Source organism: Kitasatospora sp. NPDC091276 (assembly GCF_040684355.1).
Lineage (GTDB): Bacteria > Actinomycetota > Actinomycetes > Streptomycetales > Streptomycetaceae > Kitasatospora.
In genome coordinates this window covers 35,079-54,400 of sequence record NZ_JBFBFU010000008.1, presented here as the reverse complement: position 1 = coordinate 54,400, position 19,322 = coordinate 35,079, and the positions used below count along the sequence as shown (strand labels likewise).

Annotated in this window: 15 protein-coding genes and 1 riboswitch; of the genes, 9 read left to right on the top strand and 6 right to left on the bottom strand. The window is 72.0% G+C overall.

Features of this window, described 5'->3' with window-relative positions:
• Positions 1-34: 34 nt before the first annotated feature.
• A complete protein-coding gene (gene glgX, locus AB0O19_RS12315; protein WP_363619275.1) occupies positions 35-2,242 on the bottom strand; it encodes a glycogen debranching protein GlgX in 2,208 nt (735 codons plus the stop codon).
• A 281-nt stretch (positions 2,243-2,523) separates the two neighbouring features.
• Here glgX and AB0O19_RS12310 point away from each other — a divergent pair, with 281 nt between their 5' ends.
• The 5 genes from AB0O19_RS12310 to AB0O19_RS12290 all read left to right on the top strand — a co-directional run bounded on the left by AB0O19_RS12310 (position 2,524) and on the right by AB0O19_RS12290 (position 9,165).
• The gene (locus tag AB0O19_RS12310) at positions 2,524-3,798 is read left to right on the top strand and encodes an Ig-like domain-containing protein (RefSeq protein ID WP_363619274.1); all 1,275 of its coding nucleotides are present in this window, start codon (positions 2,524-2,526) and stop codon (positions 3,796-3,798) included.
• Between the two features lie 176 nt (positions 3,799-3,974).
• Positions 3,975-5,249, top strand: a complete 1,275-nt coding sequence (locus AB0O19_RS12305; protein WP_363619273.1) for an Ig-like domain-containing protein — start codon at positions 3,975-3,977, stop codon at positions 5,247-5,249.
• Positions 5,250-5,545: 296 nt separating this feature from the next.
• Complete coding sequence (locus AB0O19_RS12300) at positions 5,546-6,784, top strand: Ig-like domain-containing protein (RefSeq protein WP_363619272.1); 1,239 nt, start codon at positions 5,546-5,548, stop codon at positions 6,782-6,784.
• A gap of 290 nt (positions 6,785-7,074) precedes the next feature.
• Positions 7,075-7,572, top strand: coding sequence for an ATP-binding protein (locus AB0O19_RS12295; protein ID WP_244293363.1), 498 nt, complete (start codon positions 7,075-7,077; stop codon positions 7,570-7,572).
• 639 nt (positions 7,573-8,211) lie between these two features.
• Positions 8,212-9,165 (top strand): EamA family transporter, encoded by a 954-nt coding sequence (locus AB0O19_RS12290; RefSeq protein WP_363582077.1) that lies wholly within the window; start codon positions 8,212-8,214, stop codon positions 9,163-9,165.
• A gap of 174 nt (positions 9,166-9,339) precedes the next feature.
• On the opposite strand, the gene AB0O19_RS12285 is transcribed toward AB0O19_RS12290, so the two are convergent.
• On the bottom strand, positions 9,340-10,083 hold the full coding sequence (locus AB0O19_RS12285) for a TetR/AcrR family transcriptional regulator (protein WP_363619271.1): 744 nt from the start codon (positions 10,081-10,083) through the stop codon (positions 9,340-9,342).
• 139 nt (positions 10,084-10,222) lie between these two features.
• Between AB0O19_RS12285 and AB0O19_RS12280 the strand changes: the two genes are divergently transcribed.
• Positions 10,223-10,825 (top strand): NAD(P)H-dependent oxidoreductase, encoded by a 603-nt coding sequence (locus AB0O19_RS12280; protein ID WP_363619270.1) that lies wholly within the window; start codon positions 10,223-10,225, stop codon positions 10,823-10,825.
• 75 nt (positions 10,826-10,900) lie between these two features.
• Here AB0O19_RS12280 and AB0O19_RS12275 read toward each other — a convergent pair whose 3' ends face one another.
• The 4 genes from AB0O19_RS12275 to gcvT form a co-directional block, all read right to left on the bottom strand.
• Positions 10,901-12,268: an L-serine ammonia-lyase gene (locus tag AB0O19_RS12275; protein ID WP_363619269.1), complete on the bottom strand. Its 1,368-nt coding sequence runs from the start codon at positions 12,266-12,268 to the stop codon at positions 10,901-10,903.
• 157 nt (positions 12,269-12,425) lie between these two features.
• On the bottom strand, positions 12,426-13,694 hold the full coding sequence (glyA, locus tag AB0O19_RS12270; RefSeq protein WP_363582085.1) for a serine hydroxymethyltransferase: 1,269 nt from the start codon (positions 13,692-13,694) through the stop codon (positions 12,426-12,428).
• 94 nt (positions 13,695-13,788) lie between these two features.
• Entirely contained in the window at positions 13,789-14,163 is a 375-nt protein-coding gene (gene gcvH / locus AB0O19_RS12265; protein ID WP_350884663.1) for a glycine cleavage system protein GcvH, read from the bottom strand.
• A 175-nt stretch (positions 14,164-14,338) separates the two neighbouring features.
• A complete protein-coding gene (gene gcvT, locus AB0O19_RS12260; RefSeq protein ID WP_363619372.1) occupies positions 14,339-15,460 on the bottom strand; it encodes a glycine cleavage system aminomethyltransferase GcvT in 1,122 nt (373 codons plus the stop codon).
• 231 nt (positions 15,461-15,691) lie between these two features.
• Positions 15,692-15,797: riboswitch (glycine riboswitch) on the bottom strand.
• A 202-nt stretch (positions 15,798-15,999) separates the two neighbouring features.
• Between gcvT and AB0O19_RS12255 the strand changes: the two genes are divergently transcribed.
• The 3 genes from AB0O19_RS12255 (at position 16,000) to AB0O19_RS12245 (ending at position 19,315) form a co-directional block, all read left to right on the top strand.
• Positions 16,000-16,842, top strand: coding sequence for an enhanced serine sensitivity protein SseB C-terminal domain-containing protein (locus AB0O19_RS12255; protein ID WP_363582088.1), 843 nt, complete (start codon positions 16,000-16,002; stop codon positions 16,840-16,842).
• A gap of 117 nt (positions 16,843-16,959) precedes the next feature.
• Positions 16,960-17,883, top strand: a complete 924-nt coding sequence (locus AB0O19_RS12250) for an enhanced serine sensitivity protein SseB C-terminal domain-containing protein (RefSeq protein WP_363582090.1) — start codon at positions 16,960-16,962, stop codon at positions 17,881-17,883.
• 442 nt (positions 17,884-18,325) lie between these two features.
• A complete protein-coding gene (locus AB0O19_RS12245) occupies positions 18,326-19,315 on the top strand; it encodes an ABC transporter permease (RefSeq protein ID WP_350884655.1) in 990 nt (329 codons plus the stop codon).
• The last annotated feature ends 7 nt before the right edge of the window (positions 19,316-19,322 follow it).

The window sequence follows — 19,322 nt, the reverse complement described above, 5'->3', positions numbered from 1 at the left end:
GGCCGGAGTGCGCCGCAGGCGCGGCCGACGCCGCTCAGGCCGTGGCGGCGGGCGCGCGCAGCAGCCGCAGCGAGCGCCCGGCCAGCAGCGTCGCGCCCTGCGGACGGGGCTCGCCGCCGCCCTCGACGGCGGTGTCGACCACCGTCTCGTACGCCTCCTCCGGCGCGGCCCAGGGCTCGCCGGGGAGGCTGAACAGCACCGGTTCGTGGCCGGCGTTGAGCAGCAGCAGGAAGCTGTCGTCCAGCGTCGGCCGCCCGGCCTCGTCCCGTTCGGACATCGCGGTGCCGGACAGCAGCATGCCCAGGCAGGCGGTCGGGGCGAACCAGTCGGCCTCGGTCATCTCCTTGCCCAGCGGCGTGAACCAGGCGAGGTCCGGCTGGCCGCCCGGAGCGGCGGCCCGGCCGGAGAAGAACGCCCGCTGCCGCAGCACCGGGTGGGCCCGGCGCAGCCGGATCAGCCGGGCGGTCAGCTCGCACAGCCCGCGCCAGCGGGGATCCGCCAGGAGCGACCAGTCCAGCCAGCCGAGCTCGTTGTCCTGGCAGTAGGCGTTGTTGTTGCCGCCCTGGGTGCGGCCCAGCTCGTCCCCGGCGGTGAGCATGGGGACGCCGGTGGAGAGCAGCAGCGTGGCCAGCAGGTTGCGCAGTTGGCGCAGCCGCAGGGCGTTCACCTCCGGGTCGGTGGTCTCGCCCTCGACGCCGTGGTTCCAGGACCGGTTGTCGTCGGTGCCGTCCCGGTTGGCCTCGCCGTTGGCCTCGTTGTGCTTGCGGTCGTAGCTGACCAGGTCGCGCAGCGTGAAACCGTCGTGCGCGGTCACGTAGTTGACGGAGGCGTACGGGCGGCGGCCGCCGCGCTGGTAGAGGTCGGAGGAGCCGGACAGCCGGTAGCCCAGCTCGCGCACGTCCGGGCGGGCGCCGCGCCAGAAGTCCCGCACGGTGTCCCGGTACTTGTCGTTCCACTCGGCCCACAGCGGGGGGAAGCCGCCGACCTGGTAGCCGCCCGGGCCGACGTCCCAGGGCTCGGCGATCAGCTTCACCCGGCTGAGCAGCGGGTCCTGGGAGACGGCGGCGAGGAAGGGGTGGTCCATGTCGACCCCGTCGGTGCCGCGGGCGAGGGCGGCGGCGAGGTCGAAGCGGAAGCCGTCCACGCCCATCTCGGTGACCCAGTACCGCAGCGAGTCGGTGACCAGCCGGACCACCTGCGGGCGGCGGGTGTCCAGGGTGTTGCCGCAGCCGGTGAAGTCGGCGTAGCCGCGCGGGCGGTGCGGGGCCGGGCGGTAGTAGGCGGTGTTGTCGATGCCGCGCAGCGAGAGCATCGGGCCGAGTTCGGCGCCCTCCGCGGTGTGGTTGAACACCACGTCGAGGATCACCTCGATCCCGGCGGCGTGCAGGGCGCGGACCATCCGCTTGAACTCGCCGACCTGGCCGCCGCGCGAGCCGGCCGCCGAGTAGCCGGCGTGCGGGGCGAAGTAGCCGATCGTGTTGTAGCCCCAGTAGTTGACCAGGCCGCGCGACTGGAGGTGGTCCTCGCTGGCGTACTGGTGCACCGGCAGCAGCTCGACGGCGGTCACGCCGAGGCGGGTCAGGTGGGCGACGGCGGCCGGGTGGGCCAGGCCCGCGTAGGTGCCGCGGAGCTCCGGCGGGATGTCGGGGTGGCGCATGGTGAAGCCGCGCACGTGCAGTTCGTAGAGCACCGTCTCGGCCCACGGGGTCTTCGGGCGGTGGTCGTCGTACCAGTCGTCGTCATCGTGGACGACCACGGATCTGGGCACGTAGCGGGCGGAGTCTCGGTTGTCCCGGACGGTGTCGGCGACGTCCGCCTCCGGCCAGTTGCGGACGGCGGCGCAGACCGCGTCGTGGCTGGTGTAACAGCCGTCCACGGCACGGGCGTACGGGTCGAGCAGCAGCTTCGCCGGGTTCCAGCGGGCGCCCGTCCACGGGTCCCACCGGCCGTGCACGCGGAAGCCGTACCGGCTGCCGGGGCGGACGCCGGGCAGGAAGCCGTGCCAGGTCTGGAAGTCCTGCTCGGTGAGGCGGTGCCGGGCCTCCCGGCCGTCCTCGTCGAACAGGCAGAGGTCGACCGCCTCGGCGCCGGCCGCCCAGAGCGCGAAGTTGGTTCCCTGGCGACCCTGTTGGTCGGTCCGGAAGCGGGCGCCGAGCGGTTGCCAGCTGCCGGGCCACGGTGGCTCGGCGGTGTCCCCGCCGGGCAGCCGCACTCCGGCTTCCAGCTCCTGCCCTGACGCCATGGCCGCACCCTCCCTGGACGGGGTGTCCCGGACCCCGTTCACTTCCTCTTTCCCGGATTGCGCAGATCGGAAGCGGCTGAACGGGGGCTTACCGGCGGATGGCGGCCGATGGATGGGGGGATTTCGCGCGGCCGCGCGTGTCCCCGCCGCGATTGCCCTCGTTGTTCCCGGTATCGGGCGTTCCCGCCACCGGACGTTCCTGGCACCGGGCGTCACCGGTGGCGGAGGCTCCCGGTACCGGACCTTCCCGGTACCGGACGTGGACAGTGGGAGGCCCCGGAATGCGGCGCCGAGGACGGGTGTGGGCGCGGCGGGCGGCGGCGGTGGCCTGGGGCCTCGCCGTCCTGACGGGGTGCGGCGGCTCCCCGGCGGTCCCCGCGCAGGACGCCGCCGGGCCCGGGGCGCACACCCCGCCCCCGCCGCCGTCCCGGGCGGTCGTCACGGCGCTGCCCGCCGACGGCGCCCAGGACGTGCCGCCGGAGGGCCCGGTCCGGGTGACGGCGGCGCAGGGCCGGCTGGTCACCGTCCGGCTGGCCGACGCCAAGGGCACCGAGGTCCCCGGCACGATCGCCCCGGACGGCGCCGCCTGGACGCCCGACGGCCCGCTGCCGCTGGGCACCGCGTACACCCTGGACGCCGTCGCCGAGGACGACCAGGGCCAACGGGCGGCCCAGCACTCGGCGTTCTCCACGATGGCCCGGGCGCACACCTTCGTCGCCTTCTTCACCCCGGAGGACGGCTCCACCGTCGGTGTCGGCATGCCGGTGTCGTTGCGCTTCAGCCGGCCGATCACGGACCGGGCGGCGGTGGAGAAGGCCGTCCAGGTGAGCGCCGACCCGCCCGTCCCGGTGGCCGCGCACTGGTTCGGCAACCAGCGGCTGGACGTCCGCCCGCAGCAGTACTGGGCGGCGGGCACCAAGGTGACGGTGGCGCTGCGGCTGAAGGACGTGCAGGGCGCGCCGGGCGAGTTCGGGACCCAGACCAAGGACCTGCACTTCACCGTCGGCCGGGCCCAGGTCTCCACCGTCGACCTGGACGCGCACACCCTGACCGTCCGGGCCGGGCAGGGCGGCAAGGTGGTGCGGGTGCTCAAGGTGTCCGGCGGCAGCCGTGACCACTCCACCTACCGGGGCGTCATGGTGGTGTCGGAGAAGTACAAGGTGACCCGGATGAACTCGCAGACCGTCGGGATGGGCGACGAGTACGACATCAAGGACGTGCCGCACGCGATGCGGCTGACCGACTCCGGCACCTTCGTGCACGGCAACTACTGGGCGGACCCCGGGGTGTTCGGCGCCGCCAACACCAGCCACGGCTGCATCGGCCTGGCCGACGCCAAGGGCGGAGCGAGCAAGGACTCCCCGGCGGGCTGGCTGTTCGAGCACACCGTCCCGGGGGACGTGCTGGAGGTGAAGGCCTCCGCGGGGGACTTCGTGCCGCCACAGAACGGCCTCAACGGCTGGAACATGCCGTGGGAGCAGTGGGTGGCGGGCAGCGCCCTCGGGCCGGTCGCCGGGCCCGCGGCCGGGCCCGCCTCCAGCCCCGTCGCGCAGTAGTCGATCTTCACCGCCGATTCACCCCCGATCCACCCACCTCCCCCCGGGATCCGCTCGGACGGCCCGGCTATCCTGCTCCGGCGCGCGCCCTGGTCCGGCGCGAAAGATCGGCGTCCGGTGCAACTCATGGGGGCACTCAACGCGTCGAGAGAGTGAATACCGGGAGGGGAGAAACCGTGAAGACGGGGAAGACGGCCGACGCCGCGATACGTACCACCAGCCGTTACGGGCGCAGGGGTGCGATGGCGTTGGTCATGGGCGGGGTGCTGCTGCTCACCGCGGCCTGCGGCGACGACAAGGGCGGAACGGGCGGCGGGGGCGACAACGCGGCGCCCGCGGCGACGGCGGGTGCGGGCGGGACGGCGGCCCCGGCGGGCGCGTCGGGCGAGCCGAAGGCCTCCGCCGCGGTGCTGGCCGTCGAGCCGAAGGACGGCGCACAGGACGTCGCACCGAGCAACGCGTTGCAGGTGTCCGTCTCGAACGGCAAGCTCACCACGGTCGAGGTGACCGACAAGAACGGCAAGCCGGTAGACGGGGCGATCACTCCGGACGGCATCGGCTGGAAGCCCGCCGCCGCGCTCACCGTCGGCATGGCGTACAAGGTGAACGCGCAGGCCAAGGACGCCGACGGCCTGGTGACCGCGTCCACCACGACGTTCACCACGCTGACGCCGGACAAGAAGGTCTCCACCAACGACAACATCAGCGACGGCGCCACCTACGGCGTCGGCATGATCGTCTCGGTGAACTTCAGCAAGACCGTCAAGAACAAGGACGCCGTCCTCAAGGGCATCACCTTCGAGACGAACAACGGCACCGAGGTGAAGGGCCACTGGTTCGGCGACAACCGGCTGGACTTCCGCCCGGCCGAGTACTGGAAGCCGGACACCAAGGTCACCATCAAGTACCGGCTGAAGAGCGTCGAGGTCGCCCCGGGCGTCTACGGCGACGTGGACAAGGACGAGCCGTTCACCATCGGCCGCTCCCAGATCGCCACCGCCGACGCCAAGTCGCACCAGATGACGATCGAGCGGGGCGGCAAGAGCACCACCGTGCCGGTCACCATGGGCGCGGAGGCGACGCCGTCCTGGAGCGGGACGATGGTGATCATGTCCAAGGAGAAGGTCACCCGGATGAACTCGCAGACCGTCGGCCTCGGCGGCGAGTACGACATCCAGGACGTGCCGCACGCGATGCGGCTGACCACCTCCGGCACCTTCGTGCACGGCAACTACTGGTCCAACGCGACCAATCCGTTCGGCAGGACCAACGCCAGCCACGGCTGCGTCGCGATGGTGGACGAGAAGGGCGGCAGCGACACCTCCGTCGCGGGCAAGTTCTTCAACGACTCGATGATCGGCGACGTGGTCAAGGTCGTGAACAGCAAGGAGAAGACCGTCGCGCCCTCCAACGGGCTGGGCGGCTGGAACATCGCCTGGGCGAACTGGTAGATCCTGCCCGCCGACTGACCGGATAGTCCCGGTTCGTCGGCGCGGTGCGGACGAGCGGCCCGATCCTCACCCGTTGGGGTCGGGCCGCTCGCGTTTTCGGAGCGCACCGGGCCCCGAATGGCGCAACCTTTCCGGAGGCCGGCGCGTGTAGTGGTCGAGCCCGTCGTGTGCGCGGGGTTGTGTGCGGGGTTTCGGGTCGTGGGGTTTCGGCCCGCGGGTTTCGGTCTGCGGGTCTCGGGTCGTGGGGTTCGGTTCGTGGGGTTTGGTTCGTGGGGTTTCTGAGGGAGGGATCGACGTTGAGGTCGATACGCAGAGTGGTGGCCGTCGGTCTGGTGGGCGGCGCGATGGCGCTGACGGCCGCGTGCGGCGGCGGGAGTGGCGGGAGCGGTAGCGGGGGCGGGAGCGCGGCCAAGGCGGACCTGGGGGCCGGAGCGGCCGCCGGAACGGCCTCCCCGGGCGCCGCGGCGGCGAGCAGCGCGGCGCCGAAGGTGTCGCAGGCCGTGGTGAACATCGAGCCCAAGCCCGGCACGGTGGACGTCGCGCCCGACGCGCTCAAGGTCGGCGCGACCGGCGGCAAGCTCACCACCGTCAAGGTCAGTGACAAGACCGGCGCGGAGGTGCCCGGCACCATCGCCGCCGACGGCTCCAGCTGGACCCCGTCGGCCGGCCTCGCCGTGGGCAGCACCTACCAGGTCAGCGCGATGGCCGCGGACGCCAACGGCGTGGTCGCCAGCGCGGACAGCAACTTCTCCACGCTGACGCCGACGGCCCTCGCCAAGGCCGCCGACAACGTGGACAACGGCGCGACGTACGGCGTCGGCGTGATCGTCTCGGTGAACTTCAGCAAGGACGTCAAGAACAAGGACGTCGTCGCGAAGGGCATCACCTTCGAGACCGACAACGGCACCGTGGTCAAGGGCCACTGGTTCGGCAACCGCCGACTGGACTTCCGCCCCGAGCAGTACTGGAAGTCCGGCACCAAGGTGACCGTGCACTACCGCCTCAAGAGCGTCGAGATCGCCCCTGGGGTGTACGGCACCGACCGGGACGAGCCCTTCACGATCGGGCGATCTCAGATTTCGACGGTTGACGCCGCCGCGCACAGGATGACCGTCGAACTCGACGGCAAACCGTCGGACATCGACATCACCTCCGGCTCGCCCGAACACCCGACCTGGAACGGCACGATGGTCGTCATGTCCAAGGAGGGCGTGGTGCGGATGCAGTCCAGCACCCTCCCCGGCATGAGCGGCTCCCCGTACGACCTCCAGGTGCCGCACTCGATGCGGCTCACCGACAGCGGCACCTACCTGCACGGCAATTACTGGAGCAAGCTCATCGGTGAGGACAACGTCAGCCACGGCTGCGTCGCCCTCAAGGACGTCGAGGGCGGCGGCGAATCCACCTCGATGGGCAAGTTCTACGCCGGCTCGCTCGTCGGCGACGTGGTGGTCGTGAAGAACTCCACCAAGAAGGAGACCCTCGACCCGGCGAACGGCCTGAGTGGCTGGAACGTGCCCTGGAGCGCCTGGTAGGCCGACCGGTAGCCGCCCTGGTCGGGGCGGTTCCGTGGCAACCCGGGATTGACGGCGGACGGGCCCCGGGTTGCCTGCTCCCCACCCTCTCCCCACCCTCTCCCGACCCCTTCCGGGCCCCTTCCGGGCCCCCGCCTGGCACTCTCCGCGGGGTCTCCTTGCACGCGGCATATGCCGACTCGGAGGAGATCGTTTGCTCATTGTCCGTACGCGGCCGCTTGCGTTCCGCAATGATGGACCGCATGGCGGGTTGGGGCGAAACAGATCAGTCATCAGTTCCCGGGGCCGGATTGGTCGCCGAGGCGTCGTGGATCGATGTCCAGGGCGCGCTGGCGGCGCTGGAGCGGCTCAGCTCGGAGGAACTGGAGGAGATGTATTGCGGCAGGCTGAGCGATCAGTCCGTGCCGAACGAGGTGCGACTGCCGTCCCGGCCGGAGACCGGCCCGGTGGCCCGCCGGCTGGTGTTGTCGGTCCTGGAGTCCTGGGACCTCCACCAGCACCTGGAGGCCGGTGAGTTACTCACCAGCGAGCTGGTCTCCAACGCCGTCCGGCACGCCGCCGGACGCACCATCGGACTCCAGGTGATCCGCAAGCCGGGCTGGCTCCGCGTCGAGGTCCGCGACTCCTCCCGGGCGCTGCCCTGCATGATCCTCGCCGAGCCGAAGCCGGTGACCGAGCGGGGGCGGGGCCTGCGGGTCATCGACGACCTGGCCGACCGCTGGGGCGCCGACCTGCTGCCGCGCGGCAAGGGCGTCTGGTTCGAGCTGAAGGTCCGCGAGCGGCACTGACCGTTTCGGGCCTTCCCGGGTCCGTCTCGGCCTTCCGGGCCGTCCGGGTCTTTCCCGGCCTTCCGGGTCTTCCCGGGAAAACGCGCAGGGCCCCCGAAGTCGCCGTGGTCCGGCGGATGGGGGCCCCTGCAAGTCATCGCGCCGGCCAAGGGGGTGCGTGCCGCGCGATGGGCGTCGGCCGTGCCAGGTCGGGCCAGCCGAAGTCTCCACGCCCAGGCCGGCGTGCTGTGCCGCCCGCCGTTGGGCTGCTTCGACTATCGCACGGATCTCAGCATGTGGGCAAACCAGGTGACTTGGATTGAAAGGTTTGTAACCTAGTTCACCTTTGGATTTTGCATAGGTTCACGCTGTTGCCTGTGAATATTCACCATCCTTGCCGTCGGGCCTCCGGTGCTTCGTCGCCCGGCCGCCAATTCCTCCGTGCACCCCACCACGCCGGAACTGCCGGGTAGCATCAGGCCCGTGGACCTGTACTGGCACGTCGTACTGCCACCGCTCAGCGTCTGATCGGGCGTACACGCCGGTGGCTCGAGCCCCGCGCTCCCTGCTGCGGCCCCCTTCGGCCGCCAGGGGGCTGCCGTGTGCGCCCGGTGCGAAACCAACTCCCCTGACGGTCTTCGACGACGGAAGTTCACGACTGTGCCGAACCGCACCTCCACGCCCGCGCCCACCCGGCCCACCACCACCCCCACCGCCCGCCGCACCAGCCCGCTCGGCGGGCCGGTCCCGATCCTGGTCGCCGCACTGCTGTGGGGCACCACCGGGACGGCCAGCTCCCTCGCACCCGACGGCGCCCCTTCGGCGGGCATCGGCGCCGCCGCGCTGGTCCTCGGCGGACTCCTCCTCTTCCTCTCCACCCGCAGCGCCCGCGCGCTGCCCCGGGCCTGCGGTCGCCGGGAGCGGTGGCAACTCGCCGTCGGCGCCGTCGCGGTGGTCGGCTACCCGGTCACCTTCTACCCGGCGGTGACCCGCGCCGGGGTGGCGGTGGCCACCGTGATCGCACTGGGCAGTGCCCCCGTCTTCGCCGGCCTGCTCGGCTGGCTCACCCGGCAGGGGCGGCCGAGCGGCCGGTGGGCCGGTGCCACGGTGACGGCGGTCGTCGGCTGCGCCGTCCTGGTGCTGGGCCCCGAACTCACCGGCGACGGCGCGGCGGTGGACGCCGTGGGGGTGGCGCTGGCCGCGCTCTCCGGCCTCTCGTACGCGGTGTACTCGCTCGTCGGCGGGAGGCTCATCTCGCGCGGGCACCCGTCCGCCGGGGTGATGGGGGCGATGTTCGGCGCGGCCGCGCTGCTCGTCCTGCCGGTGCTGTTCCTCGGCGACCTGCGGTGGCTCGCCTCGCCGCGCGGCGCGGCGGTGGTGCTCCACCTCGCGGTGATCACCACCTTCCTCGCCTACCGCCTCTTCGGCCACGGGCTGCGCCGCACCTCCGCCCAGACCGCCACCACCCTCACCCTCGCCGAACCCGCCGTCGCCGCCCTCCTCGGCGTCGCCGTCCTCGGCGAACGCCTCCCCGCCGCCTCCTGGTGCGGCCTCGCCATCCTCGCCGCGGGCCTCGCCGTCCTCACCGTGCCCGTGGGCACCCGCCGTCGCTGACCTGCGGGTGGCCCCACGCGCAGGAAGTCGGCGGGGCCGACTTCCTGCGCAGGAGGTGCGTGGGGGTGCGTTGAAGAGGTAGACCGGTCTGCATATTCCGCACCTGGAATGTAGACCGGTCTACATAATTTCCTCCACCTGGGGGCCGGGTCGCGCTCGGATGTCCAGGCGCGCTCAGATGCCGAGGTGGGTGGCGATGCCGGTGAGGACGCAGTCGAGGCCGGTCTCGAACTGCCAGGTGGGGTCGTCCTTGCGGGTGGCCTCGTGGAGGTAGCGCTGGTAGGTGGGGTAGCGGCCGGTGTCCATCAGGAAGGACATCCGGGGGGCGAGGCCGGCGCGGGTCTCGTCACCGTCGGACCAGCCGTGCTCGCGCTGGAGGGTGCGCAGGGCGAGCTCGGCGGCGACGGAGCCGTGGACGTAGCCGGTGACGGTGCGGAAGACCGCCATGGTGGTGTCGGCGTCCAGGCCGTGGTCGGCGAGGGCGGCGAAGGCGCGTTCGGGGATGGCGAGCTGGTTGGGGGTGAGGGGGACGGCGCCGGCGCGGACGACCCACGGGTGGGCCAGGTTCATGGCGCGCAGGTGGAGCGCCAGGGTGCGCATGGTGTCGCGCCAGCCGCTGGAGGGAGTGTCCAGGGAGAGTTCGCCGTAGACGAAGTCGACCATCAGGTCGATGAGTTCGTCCTTGCCGGAGACGTACCGGTAGGCGGCCATCGGGGCGACGCCGAGGGCGGTGGCGAGTCGGCGCATGGTGACGGCGTCGAGGCCTTCGGCGTCGGCGATCGCGATCGCGGCCTCGGCGATCCGCTGCGGGGTGAGGGTGGTGCGCGGCGCGGGGGCCGGGCGGGCGAGGCGCTCCCAGAGCGAGGCCTGGGGCTTGGTCTGGTCGTCGTCCCCGGTGGGGGCCTGCTGGGCGGGCATGACGGCGGGCTCCTTCCGGCTGGGGTTCCCACCGTACCACCCGGCGTGTACGGCGTATCGGGAGTAGACGGCGTACGCGTCGATGTGTACGTTGCATCCAGAAGATACGTTGTACACATCGTCCCGGAGGGGGATGTTCATGGCCAAGGACGTTTCGGAGAAGAGCCTGAAGGTCGCGGTCGTCGTCGGCAGCACCCGGAGCGGCCGGTTCGCGCCCGTCGTCGCCGACTGGCTGCTCGGCCACCTCGGCGCGCGCGGCGACATGACCGCCGACCTGATCGATCTGGTCGAGACCCCGCTGCCGACCACCTTCCCGTCCTTCGGTGGTGAACTGGAGCCGGGCGCCGCCGAGTTGATCGCCGCCGTCACGCCCCGGCTGGAGGCCGCCGACGCCTTCGTGGTCGTCACACCCGAGTACAACCACAGCTTCCCGGCCCCGCTGAAGAACGCCATCGACTGGCACAACAGCCAGTGGCACGGCAAGCCGGTCGGCTTCGTCTCCTACGGCGGCCTCTCCGGCGGTCTGCGCGCCGTCGAGCAACTGCGAGTGGTGCTCGCCGAGTTGAACGCCATGACGATTCGCAACACGGTCAGCTTCCACGGCGCCGCCCAGTGCTTCGGCGCCGACGGCAAGCCGCTCGACCCGGCCGCCGACGCCGCCGCCAAGACCATGCTCGACCAACTCGCCTGGTGGGCGGAGGCGTTGCGCGACGCCCGGCGCGTCCGCCCGTTCGCGGCCTGAGCAGGCGCCTCGGGACGCCCCGGAACGCCGAGAGCCCCCGGACGGGTCCGGGGGCTCAGACGACAGCGGGTGTGATCAGCACTCGATGACGTTGACGGCGAGGCCGCCGCGCGAGGTCTCCTTGTACTTGATCTTCATGTCGGCGCCGGTCTCCTTCATCGTCTTGATCGCCTTGTCGAGCGAGACGTGGTGCCGGCCGTCGCCGCGCAGGGCCATCCGGGCGGCGGTGACGGCCTTGACGGAGGCCATGCCGTTGCGCTCGATGCAGGGGATCTGGACGAGCCCGCCGACCGGGTCGCAGGTGAGGCCGAGGTTGTGCTCGATGCCGATCTCGGCGGCGTTCTCGACCTGTTCGGGGGTGCCGCCGAGGACCTCGGCGAGGCCGCCGGCGGCCATCGAGCAGGCGGAGCCGACCTCGCCCTGGCAGCCGACCTCGGCGCCGGAGATGGAGGCGTTCTCCTTGAAGAGCATGCCGATGGCGCCGGCCGCGAGGAGGAAGCGGACGATGCCGTCCTCGTCGGCGCCCGGGATGAAGTTCAGGTAGTAGTGCAGGACGGCGGGGATGATCCCGGCCGCGCCGTTGGTCGGAGCGGTGACCACCCGGCGGCCGGAGGCGTTCTCCTCGTTGACCGCCATCGCGTAGAGGGTCACCCACTCCATCGCGTTGGCCGGGCCGATGCCCTCGGCGCGCATCGCGCGGGCGGCCGCGGCGGCGCGGCGGCGGACCTTGAGGCCACCGGGCAGGATGCCCTCGCGGGACATGCCGGCCCGCACGCACTCCTGCATGACCTGCCAGATCTCCAGCAGCCCGGTCCGGATCTCCTCCTCGGAGCGCCAGGCCTTCTCGTTCTCCAGCATCAGGCCGGAGATCGACAGCCCGGTCTCCCGGGTGAGCCGCAGCAGCTCCTCGCCGGTGCGGAAGGGGTAGCGCAGCGCGGTGTCGTCGGGCTTGACCCGGTCCGCGCCGATGGCGTCCTCGTCGACGACGAAGCCGCCGCCGACCGAGTAGTAGGTCTTCTCCAGCAGCGTGGAGCCGTCCGCCGCGTACGCCCAGATGGTCATGCCGTTGGCGTGGTACGGCAGCGAGCGGCGGCGGTGCAGGACCAGCTGGGTGCCCGGGTCGAAGTCGATGGGGTGGGTGCCGAGGAGGTTGAGCCGCTTCTCGGTGGTGATCCGCTCGACGTCCTTGTCCGCCTGGTCGACGTCGACCGTGCGGGGGGAGTTGTTCTCCAGGCCGAGCAGGACGGCCTTCGGGGTGCCGTGGCCGTGGCCGGTGGCGCCCAGCGAGCCGTACAGCTCGGCGCGCACGCTCGCCACCTCGGCGAGCAGGTCCTCGGACCGCAGGCGCCGGGCGAACATCCGGGCGGCGCGCATCGGGCCGACGGTGTGGGAGCTCGACGGGCCGATGCCGATGGAGAAGAGGTCGAAGACGCTGAGGGCCACGGGGGACGTCCTTGTCTGTCTCGTGGAAGGACTGGCGGGCGGGGGACGACACGGGTCGGGGCACCGCGCGCACTGTCCAGTGTGCGCGGTGCCCCGGGATCCCAGGTGCCGTGGCGGGGTGAGGCCGGTCACCCCGCCCGAACGATCACCGCGGTGATCAGAGGTTCGGGTAGAGCGGGTACTTCTCGGCCAGCGCGGTGACGCGGGCCTTGAGCGCGGTGGCGGCGTCCTCGTCGAAGGCGGGCTTGAGCGCCTCGGCGATGATGTCGGCGACCTCGCGGAAGTCCTCGGCCTGGAAGCCGCGGGTGGCGAGCGCGGGGGTGCCGATGCGCAGGCCGGAGGTGACCATCGGCGGCCGCGGGTCGTTCGGGACGGCGTTGCGGTTGACCGTGATGCCGACCTCGTGCAGGCGGTCCTCGGCCTGCTGGCCGTCGAGCTGGCTGTTGCGCAGGTCGACCAGGACCAGGTGCACGTCGGTGCCGCCGGACAGCACCGAGGCGCCGGCCTCGGCGACGTCGGCCTGGAGCAGGCGCTCGGCGAGGATCTTGGCGCCCTCCAGGGTGCGCTGCTGGCGCTCCTTGAACTCCTCGGACGCGGCGACCTTGAAGGCGACGGCCTTGCCGGCGATCACGTGCTCCAGCGGGCCGCCCTGCTGGCCGGGGAACACCGCGGAGTTGATCTTCTTGGCGTACTCGGCCTTGGACAGGATGACACCGCCGCGCGGGCCGCCCAGGGTCTTGTGGGTGGTGGTGGTGACCACGTCCGCGTACGGCACCGGGTTGGGGTGCAGACCGGCGGCGACCAGGCCGGCGAAGTGCGCCATGTCCACCATCAGCAGCGCGCCGACCTCGTCGGCGACCCGGCGGAACGCGGCGAAGTCCAGCTGGCGCGGGTAGGCGGACCAGCCGGCGATGATCAGCTTCGGCTGGTGCTCCTTGGCCAGGCGCTCGACCTCGGCCATGTCGACCTGGCCGGTCTTCTCGTCCACGTGGTAGGCGGCCACGTTGTAGAGCTTGCCGGAGAAGTTGATCTTCATGCCGTGGGTGAGGTGACCGCCGTGGGCCAGGTCCAGGCCCAGGATGGTGTCGCCCGGCTTGATCAGCGCGAACATCGCGGCGGCGTTGGCCTGCGCGCCCGAGTGCGGCTGGACGTTGGCGTGCTCGGCGCCGAACAGGGCCTTGATGCGGTCGATCGCGATCTGCTCGACCACGTCGACGTGCTCGCAGCCGCCGTAGTAGCGGCGGCCGGGGTAGCCCTCGGCGTACTTGTTGGTGAGCACCGAGCCCTGGGCCTCCATGACCGCCACCGGGGCGAAGTTCTCGGAGGCGATCATCTCCAGGGTGGTCTGCTGGCGGTGCAGCTCGGCGTCGACCGCGGCGGCGATCTCCGGGTCGAGGGAGTGCAGGGACTGGTTCAGAACCGTCATGGTGTGGTCTTCCCGGGAGGAGAGAGACGGGAGCGGAGAAGGGGGGAGCCTGGCGGGGCGGCCGCCGCGCTGCGACCGCCCCGTCACGAGCGGGTCAGCCGCCGATGAAGGCGGTGTACTCGTCCGCGCTGAGCAGCTCGTCGGTGGACTCCACCTGGACCTTGAACAGCCAGCCGCCCTCGAACGGGGCGCTGTTGACCAGGCTGTTGTCGTCCAGGACGTCCTGGTTGATCTCGACGATCTTCCCGGTCACCGGGGAGAACAGGTCGCTGACCGACTTGGTGGACTCCAGCTCGCCACAGGACTCGCCCGCGGTCACGTCGGCGCCGACCTCGGGCAGCTGCACGTAGACGATGTCACCGAGCGCGTCGGCCGCGTGGGCGGTGATGCCGACCGTGGAGACACCGCCCTCGACGGCGGTCAGCCACTCGTGCTCCTTGGTGTACTGCAGGTGCTGGGGGTTGCTCATGGCGTCATTCTCCAGGATGGGAAGCGGGTACGACGAAGCGGGCCGCCGCACGGACGGCTTCGACGCGGATCAGGCGTGGTTCGGGCATGGGCCAGGCCTGGATCAGGCGTGGCTCAAGCCCGGGTCGGGCATGGTGCAGGTCCGGGTCCACGGGGTCTACGGGGAGGGCGGGGCCTCAGCGGGCGCGCTTGTAGAACGGCAGCGCCACGACCTCGACCGGCTCGTGCTTGCCGCGCACGTCCACCGCGACGGCGGTGCCGGGGGCGGCGTGGGCCGCGTCCACGTAGGCGATCGCGATCGGCCGGCCCAGGGTCGGGGACGGGGCGCCCGAGGTGATCCGGCCGATCGGGGCGCCGTCGGCGGAGACCACGGTGTACTCGGCGCGCGGGACGCGCTTGCCCTCGGAGACCAGGCCGACCAGCACCCGCGGCGGGTTGGCCTCGGCCTCGGCGGCGGCCTTCTCCAGCGCCTTGCGGCCGACGAAGGTGCCCTCGTTGGTGGTCTTGTCGAAGCGCACGACCCGGCCCAGGCCCGCGTCGAACGGGGTCAGGTCGGTGGAGAGCTCGTGCCCGTACAGCGGCATGCCGGCCTCCAGGCGCAGCGTGTCGCGGCACGACAGGCCGCACGGGACCAGGCCGCGGCCCTCGCCGGCGGCGGTCAGCGCCTGCCAGACCCCCTCGGCGTCGCCCGGGTTGCAGAAGATCTCGAAGCCGTCCTCGCCGGTGTAGCCGGTCCGGGCGAGCAGCACGTCGCGGCCGGCGACCTGGGCCGGGAGGATCGCGTAGTACTTCAGGCCGGGCAGGTCGGCGTCGGTGGTTCCGGCCAGGATCGCGGTGGCCTCCGGGCCCTGGACGGCGATCAGCGCGTAGGTGTCGCGGTCGTCCGTGACGACGGCGTCGAAGCCCTTGGCGCGGGCGATCAGCTCGTCCAGCACCAGCTGGGCGTTGGAGGCGTTGGCGACGACCAGGAAGGCGTCCTCGCGTAGGCGGTAGACGATCAGGTCGTCCAGGATGCCGCCGTCCTCGGCGCAGATCATGGTGTAGCGGGCGCGCAGCACGCCCAGCGCGGAGACGAAGCCGACCAGCGCGTGGTCCAGCATCTCGCCGGCCTGCTGGCCGGTGACGGTGATCTCGCCCATGTGGGAGAGGTCGAACAGTCCGGCCCGGGTGCGGACGGCGAGGTGTTCCTCGCGCTCGCTGCCGTAGCGCAGCGGCATGTCCCAGCCGGCGAAGTCGGTCATGGTCGCGCCGAGGGCGCGGTGCAGCGCGTCGAGCGCGGTGAGGCGGAGGGACGACATGGCCTGGAACTCCTCGGTCTGGGCACTCATGGGTGCACGCGCCGGAACCGGACCCGCTCGGGGGCCGACCCTGCGCGCGGGCATGCGGCGGCGTGGGTCTCCCCATCTGTCGTCGAACCTGAGAGCTTCACCGCCCACCTGCCCGCAGCTGTTTCCAGCATCCAGGACAGCATGGTGGCTTGCACCGTGGGTGGGCGCGCGACAGGGCCGTGCGCCACTTTCCAGATGTGCCTAACCCGTGCGGTAAGGGGGCCTGAGAGATTCCGGGGAGGAGTTGCTCCTTCGGCGCCGGCTGTGCCGCCTGACGGGGCACTCCGGGCTCTCCCGCGCGGGTTCGAGCGGCCGGTATGGAGTTGTCGGTCCGCCGGCGCGCCGCGCCGTCGAACGCGCACATCATGGCACGTCCGCGCCGACGACGGGAGAGGGGACCCGGTCACACCGCGCCACCGCGAACCGGCGCCCCCGGGGCGTGCGCCCTAGACTGCTGCGCGTCGGCGCAGCAGAGGGCGGCCGACCGGCAGAGGGCGGATCAGGCGCGCATGGGGTACCCGGTGGAGCAGCAGCAGGGGTGGGGCGGGCCGGAGTCGGCGCCGCCGGGCGGCGGGTGGCCGGCCAACGAGCTGGAGCAGGTGCTGACCGCCGCGCTGGGCGATCCGGGTGCGACGCCGCGGGTGATCGAGGTGCTGGCCCGCAGCCAGGTGTGGATCCCGCTGCCGGCCGGCGGCGACCCGCGGGGGCCCGCGCTGGACCTGCCGACCATCGAGCTGGCCGGCGAGCCGTACGTGCCGGTGTTCTCCTCGCAGGAGGTGTTCCTGCGGCAGGCGCCGGGGATGGCCTTCGCGGTGGCGCCGGTCTGGGAGTTCGCCCGCGGGCTGCCGCTGGGCGTGGGCATCGCGGTCAACCCGGAGGCGGCGGTGGGCATCCCGGTGCCACCGCAGGGTGTGGCGGAGCTGCGGCGCGGCCCGCGCGAGGAGCGCCTGGCCGACCAGGAGCAGAGCCAGAGTCAGAACCAGAACCAGAACCAGGGACAGGGCCCGGAGGCGCCGACCGGTGGCCGGGTGGCGCTGCGCGAGCCGGTGCCGGGGGAGGACCCGGAGCACTTCCTGGCCGCCTGCCGGGCCGAACTGTCGGCCCTGCCCGGAGTGTTGACCGCGCGCCGGGCGCTCGCCAGCATCGAGGGCGAGCCGACCGTGATGTTCGTGGGCGTCCAGCTGGACCAGACGGCCCCGGCCGACCCGGGTGCGGTGAACGAGGCGCTCGGCCGCGCGCTGGGAACCGCGCCGCTGCCGGGGGGCGTCCACCTCGTACTGCTCGATCTCGCCGATGACCCGGTGGTCGAGTGGCTGCTCACCCGGGTACTCCCTTTCTACGCGCGGGGTTGAGCGGGGTTCGTATCGGAGGCACGTCGCCGTGGCGGTGGCCGGTGCCGCGCCATAGGGTGCGTGCAGACGGCCGACGGGTCGGCAGGCTTGAGGAAAGAGGCGCGGCGAGGTGGGCGCATGAGTGCGGGAGCGGTAGCGGGCGGTGCACCGGGGCCCTGGGGCCAGGCACCCGCCGGGCGCCCCGGAGCGGATCCGGGCGCGCTGGAGCGCGCCCTGCGCGAGGTCGCGCCGGAGCGCTACGAGGCGTACGAGCAACTGCTGCACGCACTGGCCGACGGCCAGGTCTGGATGCTGCTGTGGCACGGCGCGCCGGGCAGCGCTGACGCCCAGTACGGGAACATGGAGATCAGCGGCCACGGCTACGCGCCGGCCGTCACCTCGTCCGAGCAACTGGCGTCGTCCGGCTGGGCGCGGGCCCACGAGGTCATCTCCGGGCGGGAGATCGCCGCTTCGCTGTACCGGACCCGCTGGGGCCTGTGGCTCAACCCGCACGCGCCCGGCGGCGGGGTCGGGGTGCCCTGGGCGGACCTGCGGCGGATCGCCGCGGGCCTGGAGCGGCTGCCGGCCGGGCCGTTGAAGCTGAGCGAGCCGCAGCTGAACGCCCAGCCGTTCTTCGCGCTGCTGGAGCGGCAGGCCGGTGAGGTGCGCGCGGTGCGGGCGCTGCGCCGGGCCTGGGTGCAGCCGGCCGTGGGGGAGCCGTACCTGGCGATCGGCCTGGAGCTGTACGAGAGTTCACCGCCGGCGGTGGAGGCCGTGCGGGCGCTGATGCAGCGGGCGATCGCGGTGGCCCCGGAGGGGCTGGCGGTGTCCACGGTGGCGATGGCGGACGAGTACGACCCGGTGGCGCTGTGGATGCGGGCGCATGCGCGCCCGTTCTTCGACCGGGAGGCGGGGCGGCCGCCGACCGGCCCGTACCCGCCGGTGCCGCCTCCGCCGTACCCCGCGCAGCAGGGGCCGGGCTACGGCTACGGCACGCAGCAGCCCGCGCAGGGCTGGACCGGGCAGCCGCAGCAGCCGTGGCCCGGATACCCGGGGCGCTGACAACCAAAACCTTTTTCCAGAAGCCGACTTGATCTTGCGTCAGGTCGGCTTCGGTGCTTTCCGGACGAACTTCCGGCCGTTACCGTCGATCATCTTGACATGCCAGTTACAGCCGTGTGAAGAGGGATATGCCGAAGACGGAGGAGGTGCATGCGCACAGATCACAGTTGGGCATCTGTCGGTTGTGAGGGCTGGCGCAAGCCAGTTCGGATGGCAGAGAGTTCTGCGCAACGCACCGCGCGTACTGGGAACCCCACGAAGGTGAACGCGCACGCCGACCGCCAGAACCACGCGAAGCCCATCCCGCGTTGGGGCAGTACCCGTGCACGACGTACTGCCGCGAACACCCGTTCCAAGCACCTCCGCACGTCCGCAGCCGTACCGCCGAACCGGTGACCGGCGCCCGTGGGCCGGCCACCGTCGGCGAGGGGACCAACTGACCATGACCGCACCCATCGCAACCACCGGGAACGAACCGGAGGCACCCGCCCCCGCGAGCCCGGCCAAGAAGATCGAGGGCCGCTCCCTCGGCCAGATCGCCTGGACCCGCTTCAAGCGCGACAAACTCGCCGTCGCCGGCGGCGTCGTGGTGATCCTGCTGATCCTGCTGGCCGTACTGGCCAAGCCCATCGAGGCCCTGTTCGGCCTCGACCCCGACGCCCTGAACCAGGACCTGCTCGACGCCAACCTGGGCGGCATCCCGCTCGGTGACTGGGGCGGAATGAGCTGGGACCACCCGCTCGGCGTCGACCCGCTCCAGGGCCGTGACCTGCTCTCCCGCGTGATCGAGGGCTCCTGGGTCTCCCTGCTGGTCGCCTTCGGCGCGACCCTGCTGTCGAACACGATCGGCACCGTGCTCGGTGTCATGGCCGGCTACTACGGCGGCTGGGTGGACACCGTGATCAGCCGCATCATGGACGTCTTCCTCGCCTTCCCGCTGCTGCTCTTCGCCATCGCGATCTCGACCTCGCTGCAGGGCGGCGCGTTCGGCCTGCACGGCCTCCCGCTGCACATCATGGTGCTGATCTTCGTGATCGGCTTCTTCAACTGGCCCTACATGGGCCGGATCGTGCGCGGACAGACGCTGTCGCTGCGCGAGCGGGAGTTCGTCCACGCGGCCCGCAGCCTGGGCGCCCGCGGCCCGTTCATCCTGTTCAAGGAACTGCTGCCGAACCTGGTCGGTCCGATCCTGGTCTACTCGACCCTGCTGATCCCGACCAACATCCTCTTCGAGGCGGGCCTCAGCTTCCTCGGCGTCGGCATCCAGCCGCCGCAGGCCTCCTGGGGCGGGATCCTCCAGGACGCGATCAAGTACTACCAGGTGGACCCCCAGTACATGGTGGTCCCCGGTCTGGCGATCTTCCTCACCGTGCTCGCCTTCAACCTGCTCGGCGACGGGCTGCGTGACGCCCTCGATCCCAAGAGCAACTGACGCAACG

What these genes read in the sequence shown, in the direction of transcription:
- glgX (WP_363619275.1), bottom strand. Translation starts at nt 2,242, where the DNA reads ATGGCGTCAGGGCAGGAGCTGGAAGCCGGAGTGCGGCTGCCCGGCGGG.
- AB0O19_RS12310 (WP_363619274.1), top strand. Translation starts at nt 2,524, where the DNA reads ATGCGGCGCCGAGGACGGGTGTGGGCGCGGCGGGCGGCGGCGGTGGCC.
- AB0O19_RS12285 (WP_363619271.1), bottom strand. Translation starts at nt 10,083, where the DNA reads ATGCCCGCCCAGCAGGCCCCCACCGGGGACGACGACCAGACCAAGCCC.
- AB0O19_RS12280 (WP_363619270.1), top strand. Translation starts at nt 10,223, where the DNA reads ATGGCCAAGGACGTTTCGGAGAAGAGCCTGAAGGTCGCGGTCGTCGTC.
- glyA (WP_363582085.1), bottom strand. Translation starts at nt 13,694, where the DNA reads ATGACGGTTCTGAACCAGTCCCTGCACTCCCTCGACCCGGAGATCGCC.
- gcvH (WP_350884663.1), bottom strand. Translation starts at nt 14,163, where the DNA reads ATGAGCAACCCCCAGCACCTGCAGTACACCAAGGAGCACGAGTGGCTG.
- gcvT (WP_363619372.1), bottom strand. Translation starts at nt 15,460, where the DNA reads ATGTCGTCCCTCCGCCTCACCGCGCTCGACGCGCTGCACCGCGCCCTC.
- AB0O19_RS12255 (WP_363582088.1), top strand. Translation starts at nt 16,000, where the DNA reads ATGGGGTACCCGGTGGAGCAGCAGCAGGGGTGGGGCGGGCCGGAGTCG.
- AB0O19_RS12250 (WP_363582090.1), top strand. Translation starts at nt 16,960, where the DNA reads ATGAGTGCGGGAGCGGTAGCGGGCGGTGCACCGGGGCCCTGGGGCCAG.
- AB0O19_RS12245 (WP_350884655.1), top strand. Translation starts at nt 18,326, where the DNA reads ATGACCGCACCCATCGCAACCACCGGGAACGAACCGGAGGCACCCGCC.